A 9,670-nucleotide genomic window follows, 5' to 3' on the forward strand; every position below is an offset into this window, starting at 1 on the left:
TTGCGCCCGCGGCCCGCGCCGGAGCCTGCGCCCTGCTTCTTGCCGGACGCGCCGCGGCCCCTGCCGGCGCCGCCCTTGCCGCCGGGGCCGGGCTCGTCGTCGGCGGGGCTTCGCATGGAGAGCCCGATGCGGCGGCGCTCCTCGTCGACGTCGAGGACGCGCACGCGCACGACCTGGCCGGGGCGGACGACCTCGCGCGGGTCGGAGACGTAGCGGTCGGCGAGCTGGGAGACGTGGACGAGCCCGTCCTCGTGCACCCCGAGGTCGACGAACGCGCCGAAGGCCGCGACGTTGCTCACGGTGCCCTCGAGCACCATCCCGGGCTTCAAGTCCCCGATGGTCTCGACGCGCTCGTCGAGGCGCGCCGCGCGGAACTCGGGGCGCGGGTCGCGGCCCGGCTTCGCGAGCTCCTGGGCGATGTCGTCGACGGTCATGGCGCCGGCGCCGGCGGCGACGAGCGCGGCCCTGTCGATGCGGGCGACGGCCGCCTCGTCGCCGATGAGGCGCTCGACGCTTAAGCCCGTCGTCTGGGCCATCTCCCGGGCCAGACCGTAGGACTCGGGGTGCACCGCGGAGGCGTCGAGGGGCTCGTCGCCGCCGGTGACGCGCAGGAAGCCGGCGCACTGCTCGAAGGTCTTCTCCCCCAGCCTCGGCACGGCCTTGAGGGCCTCGCGGGAGGGGAAGCCGCCGTTCGCGTCGCGGTGGGCGACGATGCCCTCTGCGAGCCTGGGGCTGATCCCCGCGACGCGGGAGAGCAGCGGGGCGCTGGCGGTGTTGACGTCGACCCCAACGGCGTTGACGGCGTCCTCGACGACCGCGCCGAGCACACCCGCGAGGCGGCGCTGGTTGACGTCGTGCTGGTACTGGCCCACGCCGATGGCCTTGGGGTCGATCTTCACGAGCTCGGCGAGCGGGTCCTGCAGGCGCCTGGCGATGGACACCGCGCCGCGCAGCGCGACGTCCATGTCGGGCAGCTCCCGGGCGGCGGCCTCGGAAGCCGAGTAGACCGACGCGCCCGCCTCGGAGACGGTCACCGCCTGCGCCTCGCCCCCGGCGTCCCTGGCGACGTCCCGGGCCAGCGCGAGGGTCTCCCTCGAGGCGGTGCCGTTGCCCACGGCGATGAGCGCCACGCCGTGGCGGCGGCACAGCTCCGCGAGCTTCTCCTCGGCCTCGCCGTAGCGCTTCTGCGGCGGGTGCGGGTAGACGACGAGCGCGTCGAGCACCCGGCCGGTGCCGTCGACGACGGCGCACTTCACGCCGTTGCGGAAGCCCGGGTCGAGGCCGAGGACGGCCTTGTGGCCGGCGGGCGCGGCGAGCAACACGTCCTTCAAGTTCCCGGCGAAGACCTCGAGCGCGCGGTCCTCGGCGCGCTCCTTGAGGCGGGTGCGGGCGTCCACCGTCGCGGAGACGGAGAGCTTCGTGCGCCACGCGGAGCGCGCCGCGCGATCCAGCCACGGCGAGCTCGCGCCGACGGCCTCCTCGACGCGGCCGACCAGCCGCTCCTCCTCGGGCACGTCGATGCTTAAGCGCAGCACGCCCTCGCGCTCCCCGCGAAGAAGCGCGAGCACCCGGTGGCTGGGCATGTCGGTGAGCGGCTCGGAGAAGTCGAAGTAGTCGCGGTACTTCGCGCCGTCTTCTTCCTTGCCCTCGACGACGCCGGCGGAGAGCACCCCGCCGTTAAAGACCTCCTCGCGAAGCTGACCGACCAAGTCCGCGTCGCCGGCGAGCCGGTCGGCGAGGATGGCGCGCGCCCCGTCGAGCGCGCCCTCCCCGAAGGATTCCGCGAGCGCCTCGGGGTCGGACTCGGGCTCGGCGATGAGGTGATCGAGCAGCGGCTCGAAGCCGGCCTCGCGGGCCTTGTCGGCGCGGGTCTTGCGCCGCTTCTTGAACGGCGCGTAGAGGTCCTCGAGGCGGGCCTTCGAGTCGCACTCGACAATCAAGGCCCTAAGGTTGTCGTCGAGCTTGCCCTGCTCGTCGATCGCGGCGAGCACGGTCTCCTTGCGCTCCTCGAGCTCCCGGTAGTAGGCGAGCTTCTCCTCGAGGCTGCGCAGCGCCCCGTCGTCGAGGCCGCCGGTGGCCTCCTTGCGGTAGCGGGCGATAAACGGCACGGTGTTGCCCTCGTCGAGCAGCCGCACCGCGGCGGCGACGTCGCGCTCCGGGGCGCCGAGCTGGCCCGCGATGCGGGCGATCAATGCGGTGGTGTCCATCGCCGGGGGATTCTACTTCGCTCCCCCGCCCCCATTCCGGGCCGCCCCGGGCGGTGGGGCTAGTCCTCGCCCCAGTCCTCGTCGAGGTGGCGGCGCGCGGCGGCGGCCTCCTCGGAGTCGAGGAGCCCCGCGGCGAGCGCCTCGCTGAGCAGCTCGGGGCGGCGCTCGGCGGTGCGCTCGATGGAGCGCTCCCGGCGCCAGCGGTCGACCTTCTCGTGGTCCCCGGAGAGCAGCACCTCGGGGATCTCCAGGCCGCGCCACTCGCGCGGCTTCGTGTACGACGGCGCCTCGAGCAGCCCGCCGGAGAAGCTGTCGTCGACGTGGCTCTGGCTGTTGCCTAAGACCCCCGGCACGAGGCGCACGACCGCCTCGAGGATGACGAGCACGGCGGCCTCGCCGCCGATGAGGACGTAGTCGCCGATGGAGACCTCCCGGACGCGGAAGCGGCGCCGCGCGTCGAGGAAGACGCGCTCGTCGATGCCCTCGTAGCGCCCGCACGCGAAGACGAGGTGCTCCTCGTTCGACCAGGCGCGCGCGTCGGCCTGCCGAAACGGCGCGCCCGTCGGGGTGGGCACGAGCAAAAGCGGCCGCGCGTCGCCCGAGGCGTCGCGGTCGTCCTCGCGCTCCTCGTAGCGGTGGGGGTCGAGACCGTTGAGCTCGTCGTGGCGCGCCCGATCGAGGTGCGGCTGCGCAGACGAGAGCCCGGGGCCCTCGGCCCCGCCGCCGGCGATCTCGTCTAAGGCCCTGCCCCACACGGTGGGGCGCATGACCATGCCGGGCCCGCCGCCGGCGGGCCGCGCATCCACCGAGCGGTGCTGGTCGTCGGCGAAGCGGCGCAGGTCGTGGACCCGCACGTCGAGGATGCCCTGCTCGATCGCCTTGCCGAGCAGCGCGTGGCGCAGCGGCTCGAGGTACTCGGGGAAGATGGTGACGACGTCGACGCGCATCGTGTGAGGGTCCTTCCTTGAAGTCATCGGCGCGGTCTACAGGGCGCGGTGCTAAGGCGGCCTGGCGGCGGGGTGCTCGTGTCGCCGGCTAGAGCTCGAGGAGGCCGTCCGGCGGGGTGATGACCACCCGCTCGGCCTCGAGGTCGACCTCGGGGACGATCGCCTCGACGAAGGGCACGAGCGCCTCCCCGCCGCCCTCGAGGCCCACGACGAGCAGCGCCTGGCGGGTGTTGCGGTTGACCGCGGTGACCTCGCCGACGCGCTCGCCGTCTTTGACCACCTCGAGGCCCTCGAGCTCGTGGTCGTAGAACCCGCCGTCGTCCTCCTCGCGGGGCGCGGCGAAGAACCGAGTGCCGCGCAGCGCCTCGGCGGCGTTGCGGTCGGGCACCTCCTCGAACGAGACGAGCAGGCGGCCCTGGTGGGGCCGGGCGTGGGCGATGGTCAGCGGCCCGCGCTTCGACTCCAGCCTGGTGCCGGGCGCGAAGCGCTCCTCCGGCGCGTCGGTGGTGGGTTCGACGACGACCTCGCCGCGCACTCCGTGGGGCTTGACGACCCGGCCGATGTGTAGCTCCATGCGCAACAACTCTAGCCGCACCGCCGCCGGATTCTTCGCACCGCGGCCCCGCGGCGAGGACAACTGTTTCCCCCGGCGTTGTTCCGGGCATCCCCGGGTACGCGAACGCCCGGCCCCGGGGCGGACGTACGCATGTCCACCGCCCGGGACCGGGCGCGTGCTTCGGCCGTTGCGGGCTCAGGGACGTGCGGCGTCGCACCCTCCCCCGCCCCGCGGGCAACAAGGCCTAGTTAGTTGTCCTCGGACTCGGCGTCCGCCTCGGCCTCGCCCTCGGCGGCGGCGGCCTTGTCGGCCTCGGCCTGCTTGGCGGCCTCCTCCGCGGCGGCCTGCTCCTTCTCCTCGCGGGCCTTGCGGCGCTTCTCGGCGAAGTCCTTCGTCGAGGGGCCGTTGTTCGCCTCGTTGAGCGCCTCGTTGAAGACGTCGAGCTTGGAGCGCTTCTCCTCGGGCTTCTTGAGCTTGCCCTCGGCGCCCGGGAGGCCCTTGTGCTTCTGCCAGTCGCCGGTCACCTTGAGCAGCGCGAGCACCGGCTCGGTCGGCTGCGCGCCGACGCCGAGCCAGTACTGGGCGCGCTCGGACTTGATCTCGATGGTCGAGGGGGTGGTGCGCGGCTGGTAGGTGCCGATGGTCTCGATGACCTTGCCGTCGCGGCGGGTGCGGGAGTCCGCGATGACGACCCGGTAGTGGGGCTCGCGGATCTTCCCGAGGCGCTGCAGCTTGATCTTCACGGCCATGGGTGTGGCTCCTTCTTTGTACGTCTCGTCACTTGGGCAGTTCTGGCACCCGCCGCCGGTTCTCGTGCGCTGCGGCGGGCCGGTTCAACCCTTTGGTTTTTACCTGCGCGTGACCTGTCCGGCCGACCGGGGTCGGTGACGGCGCTACGCAGGGCGCCCGCCCGAAGGCGAACCGTGGGAATCATACGCGAGCCGGCCGCAAAGAGGGAAATCCCCGCCCGCGCACGCGCGGGCGGGGATCCCCGAGTCCCGGCCGCAGCCTCTCGGGGCGCGGCCCGGTCGTCTCGAGCTCGCTACTTGCGGTCGCCGAAGTCGAAGTTCTCGAAGTCGAGGTGCTCCGCGCCCTTGGGCTTGGGCATCCCGCCGCCCAGGCCCCCGGGCAGGTTCGGCGCGCCGCCCTGCTGTTGGGCCATCTGCTGGAGCTGCGCGAAGTCCGGCATGCCCGGCGCGGCCTGCGGCTGGCGCCGCTTCGCGGGCTTGCGCTTGCCGTTTTTGCCCTTGCGGCCCTTGGGCTTCTTCTTCGTGCCGCCGCGCTTGCCGCCGCCGAGGCCGAACTGGCCGGCCATCTTGTTCATCATCTTCTTCGCCTGGAAGAAGCGCTCGACGAGCTGGTTGACGTCGGAGACCTCCACGCCGGAGCCGGCGGCGATGCGCTTGCGGCGCGAGGCGTTCAAGATCTTCGGGTTGTCGCGCTCGGCAGGGGTCATGCCGCGGATGATGGCCTGGATGCGGTCGAGCTGCTTCTCGTCGACCATGTCGGCCATCTTGTTCATTTCCTTGCCGCCGGGAAGCATCTTGAGGATGTTCCCGATGGGGCCCATGCGGCGGATGGTGAGCAGCTGCTGGAGGAAGTCCTCCAAGGTCAACTCCCCGGAGGTGAGCTTCTTCGCCTGCTGCTCGGCGTTCTTCTGGTCGAAGACGCTCTCGGCCTGCTCGATGAGGGAGAGCACGTCGCCCATGCCGAGGATCCGGCTCGACATGCGCTCCGGGTGGAACACGTCGAAGTCGGTGAGCTTCTCGCCCGTGGAGGCGAACATGATCGGCTTGCCGGTGACCTCCCTGATGGAGAGCGCCGCGCCGCCTCTGGCGTCGCCGTCGAGCTTGGTGAGCGCCACGCCGGTGAAGCCCACCCCGTCGCGGAAGGCCTCCGCGGTGGCGACGGCGTCCTGACCGGTCATCGCGTCGATGACGAAGAGCACCTCGTCGGGCTCGACGGCCTCGCGGATGCCGCGGGCCTGGGCCATGAGCTCCTCGTCGATGCCGAGCCGGCCGGCGGTATCGACGATGACGACGTCGTGCTGCTTGCGCCGCGCCTCCTCGACGCCGCGGCGCGCGACGTCGACCGGGTCTCCGCCGGAGGACTCCTCCGAGCCGAGCGCGGTGCCCGGGTCGGGCGCGAAGGTGGGCACCCCGGCGCGCTCGCCGACGATGCTCAGCTGCTGGACGGCGCCCGGGCGCTGCAGGTCGCAGGCCACAAGAAGCGGGGTGTGGCCCTGCTTGGAGAGGTGCTTCGCGAGCTTCCCGGCGAGCGTGGTCTTGCCCGCGCCCTGGAGGCCGGCGAGCATGATGACCGTCGGCGGGTTCTTCGCGAGGTTGAGCCTGCGGGTCTCGCCGCCGAGGATGCCGGTGAGCTCCTGGTTGACGATCTTGATGACCTGCTGGGCCGGGTTGAGCGCCGCGGAGACCTCCTGGCCCTTCGCGCGCTCCTTGACCCGCTTGATGAAGCCGCGCACGACGGTGAGCGACACGTCCGCCTCCAAGAGCGCGAGGCGGATCTCGCGCGCGGTGGCGTTGATGTCCTCCTCGGTCAGCTTGCCCTTGCCGCGGATGCCCTTTAAGGCACCCGAGATCCGGTCGGACAGGGACTCAAACACTCTTCTTCGCTCTCCTCGGTACTCGCGGCGGGCACGGGCTTACCCAGGCCTGTCTAGGAGAGCTTATCGGCTCGCCCCGGCCCGGCGAAACCCGCGCGGGACGGACATCGGCGGCGCCGCCGCCGGCGCGCGGCCGCCCACGGGCGGGGCGCGGTGCCTCCGCCCGGGGCGGCCGGTGCTGGTGCACCCGCGGCGGGTGGCCGCGGCGCTTAATCGCTAGAGCGCGTCCTCGTCGCGCTCGCCGGTGCGGACCCGAACGACGGTCTCGACGGGGCTTTGCCACACCTTCCCGTCGCCGATGGAGCCGGTGTTCGCGGCCTCGACGACGGCGTCGAGGACGCGGTCGGCGTCGCCGTCGGCGACGACGACCTCGACCTTGATCTTCTGGACGAACTCGGTGGCGTACTCCGCGCCCCGGTAGACCTCGCTGTGGCCGTCCTGCTGGCCGAAGCCCTGGACCTCGGTGACGGTCATGCCGTGCACCCCGAGGCCGACGAGCGCCTCGCGGATGTCGTCGATGGTGTAGGGCTTCACGACCGCGGTGATGAGCTTCATCGCTGCTCCTCCTTCTCCTTCGCCGCGTGCTTATCGGCGGCAGGTGCCTTGTCCGCGCCGGACGGCTTGCCGCCGGCCGCCCCGGGCTTGGGCCGAGGCCCGCCGCTGGCGGGCCCGCGGCGCGCACCGAGGCGGGTGGGGTTGAGGTCGTAGGCCGACTCGGCGTGCTGGTGGCCGTCGATGCCGGAGAACTCCTCCTCGTCGGTGACCCGCCAGCCCATCGTCGCCTTCAAGGCCAGCGCGATGAGCCACGTGATGACTCCCGCGACCGCCAGGGAGACGGCCGCGACGATGACCTGCACGGCGAGCAGCTTCGCGCCGTCGAGACCGCCGCCGGCGAGAAGCCCGTTGTCGGTCGCGACGAAGGCGACGCCGACGGTGCCCCACAGCCCGGCGACGAGGTGCACGCCGACGACGTCGAGCGAGTCGTCGTAGCCGAGCTTGAATTTCAGCTGCACCGCGAGGCAGGCGAGCGCCCCGCCGATCGCCCCGAGAGCCACGGCGCCGAGCGGGCCGACGTCCCCGGCGGCCGGGGTGATGGTCACCAGGCCGGCGACGACGCCGGAGGCCGCGCCGAGCGAGGTGGCGTTGCCGTCGCGCAGCCGCTCGACGGCGAGCCAGCCGAGCATCGCCGCCGCGGTCGCGACGGTGGTGTTGAGCCACGCGAGCCCGGCGAGCCCGTCGGCGGCGAAGGCGGAGCCGCCGTTGAAGCCGAACCAGCCGAACCACAAAAGCGCCGCGCCGAGCATGACGAGCGGCAGGTTGTGCGGCCGGTCGGTCGAGGCCGGGAAGCCGCGGCGCTTGCCGACGACGAGCGCGAGCACGAGTGCCGCGACGCCGGCGGGGATGTGGACGACCGCGCCGCCGGCGAAGTCGATGGGCGCGATGAGCGCCTCGCCGTCCTCGGATCCGAAGAGCCACGCCGAGATGCCGTTGTCGCCCTCGCCGAGCAGTCCCCCGCCCCACACCATGTGCGCGAGCGGGAAGTACACGAGGCTCACCCACAGCCCGGCGAAGACCAGCCAGGTGGAGAACTTCACCCGGCCGGCGAGCGCGCCGGAGATGATCGCCGTGGAGATCGCCGCGAACGTGAGCTGGAAGCCGACGTCGATGACCGCGGGGTAGCCGTTATCCCCGGCGATCGGGGCGCCCGTCTCGTCGACGAGCGCTCCCTTCAGCCCGAAGAACTCGAACGGGCTGGCGACCAGCCCGCCGAGCGACTGGCTGCCGTAGGACATCGACCAGCCCCAGAGGATGTAGACGACGGCGACGACGCCGAGGGCGCCGAAGCTCATCATCACCATGTTGAGGGCGGCCCTCGTGGCGGTCATGCCGCCGTAGAAGAGCGCGAGCCCCGGCGTCATGAGGAGGACCAGCGACGCGGAGATGAGCATCCACGCCGAGTTTCCCGAGGAGGCCGCGAGCTCCGCGGGGCTCATGAGAGGACCCCAGTTAAACAGTGACTCATAATACATTTACCTCTTTTTGTTACTAGTCTTTATGAGCCACTACACAGGTATAGCACGCCCTTTCCTCAAGCGTCTTGTTTTAACCAGTGATCTGAGCTGCGCGGATGCCCCGGCCGGGCGCCGGCTCCCCGGCGCGCCGCCCCGAGAGCCGGACGCGGCGGCGTGGACATTCCTCGCCGGCGCTGGGGTTTTTCGCCGGCCGGGCGGCCGCGCGGAACAACACCAACGGGGCCGGGGCGGGCGGGCGCCGACACGCCCGTCCCGCCCCGGCCCCGCATGTAAAAGGGTCCGAGGTTGTCGCCCGCTACCCCTGGCTCGTGCCGAGGAGCGCGTCGACGAAGCTCTCCACCTCGAACGGCGCGAGGTCGTCCGCGCCCTCCCCGAGGCCGACCATCTTCACCGGCACGCCGAGCTCCTCCTGGACCTGGAAGACGATCCCGCCCTTGGCGGTGCCGTCCAGCTTGGTGAGCACGACGCCGCTGATGTCGACGACGTCGCGGAAGGTGCGCGCCTGCATGAGCCCGTTCTGCCCGACCGTCGCATCGAGCACGAGGAGCACCTCGTCGACGGCGGCCTTCTTCTCCACGACGCGCTTGACCTTGCCGAGCTGGTCCATCAGCCCCACCGAGGTGTGCAGCCGGCCCGCGGTGTCGACGACGACGACGTCCGCGCCCGACTCGACGCCCTGCTGCACCGCGTCGAACGCCACCGAGGCCGGGTCGGCGCCCTCCTTGCCGCGCACCGTCGTGGCGCCAACCCGGCGGCCCCACGTCTCGAGCTGGTCGGCCGCGGCCGCGCGGAACGTGTCCGCCGCGCCGAGCACGACGTCGTGGCCCTGCGCGACAAGCACCCGGGCGAGCTTCCCGGTCGTCGTCGTCTTGCCCGTGCCGTTGACGCCCACCATGAGCACGACCGCGGGCTTGCCGTCGTAGGGCATCGCCTTGATCGAGCGATCCATCTCGGGCTTGAGGGCCTTGACGAGTACCTCGCGGAGCAGGCCGCAGGCCTCCTCCTCGGAGGACACGCCCTGGGTGGCGATCTTCTCGCGCAGCTCGTCGACGACCGTCATCGTCGTCGTCGAGCCGAGGTCCGCCATGATGAGCGTGTCCTCGATCTCCTCCCAGGCGTCGTCGTCGAGGTCGCCGGCCGACAGGATGCCGAGCACCCCCTGGCCGAGCGCCCCGCGGCTGCGGGAGAGCCGGCCGCGCAGCCTGCCCAGCCGGCCCGCGGCCGGGGCAATCTCCTCGCGCTCCTCCGGCGCGGGCGCCGCGGCCGCGGCCTCGGGTCGCTCGTCGGGCTGCTCGGCCTCCTTC

The 9,670-nt window shown here is 72.3% G+C and carries 8 protein-coding genes; all 8 read right to left on the bottom strand.

Annotated elements, in window-relative coordinates:
• The coding region (locus HMPREF9719_RS00865; protein WP_004600063.1) for a Tex family protein at positions 1-2,207 on the bottom strand (2,207 nt) is incomplete at its 3' end.
• A gap of 59 nt (positions 2,208-2,266) precedes the next feature.
• The gene (trmD, locus tag HMPREF9719_RS00870) at positions 2,267-3,154 is read right to left on the bottom strand and encodes a tRNA (guanosine(37)-N1)-methyltransferase TrmD (RefSeq protein WP_004600064.1); all 888 of its coding nucleotides are present in this window, start codon (positions 3,152-3,154) and stop codon (positions 2,267-2,269) included.
• An 88-nt stretch (positions 3,155-3,242) separates the two neighbouring features.
• Complete coding sequence (gene rimM, locus HMPREF9719_RS00875) at positions 3,243-3,728, bottom strand: ribosome maturation factor RimM (protein ID WP_004600065.1); 486 nt, start codon at positions 3,726-3,728, stop codon at positions 3,243-3,245.
• A gap of 230 nt (positions 3,729-3,958) precedes the next feature.
• A complete protein-coding gene (rpsP, locus tag HMPREF9719_RS00880) occupies positions 3,959-4,459 on the bottom strand; it encodes a 30S ribosomal protein S16 (RefSeq protein ID WP_004600066.1) in 501 nt (166 codons plus the stop codon).
• A 293-nt stretch (positions 4,460-4,752) separates the two neighbouring features.
• Entirely contained in the window at positions 4,753-6,333 is a 1,581-nt protein-coding gene (gene ffh, locus HMPREF9719_RS00885) for a signal recognition particle protein (protein WP_004600067.1), read from the bottom strand.
• A gap of 216 nt (positions 6,334-6,549) precedes the next feature.
• Complete coding sequence (locus HMPREF9719_RS00890) at positions 6,550-6,888, bottom strand: P-II family nitrogen regulator (RefSeq protein WP_004600068.1); 339 nt, start codon at positions 6,886-6,888, stop codon at positions 6,550-6,552.
• The gene (locus tag HMPREF9719_RS00895) at positions 6,885-8,327 is read right to left on the bottom strand and encodes an ammonium transporter (RefSeq protein WP_004601800.1); all 1,443 of its coding nucleotides are present in this window, start codon (positions 8,325-8,327) and stop codon (positions 6,885-6,887) included. The genes HMPREF9719_RS00890 and HMPREF9719_RS00895 overlap by 4 nt, the downstream gene beginning before the upstream one ends.
• Before the next feature lie 334 nt (positions 8,328-8,661).
• The coding region (gene ftsY, locus HMPREF9719_RS00900) for a signal recognition particle-docking protein FtsY (RefSeq protein WP_004600070.1) at positions 8,662-9,670 on the bottom strand (1,009 nt) is incomplete at its 5' end.

This window comes from Corynebacterium otitidis ATCC 51513 (assembly GCF_000296405.1).
Taxonomy (GTDB): domain Bacteria; phylum Actinomycetota; class Actinomycetes; order Mycobacteriales; family Mycobacteriaceae; genus Corynebacterium; species Corynebacterium otitidis.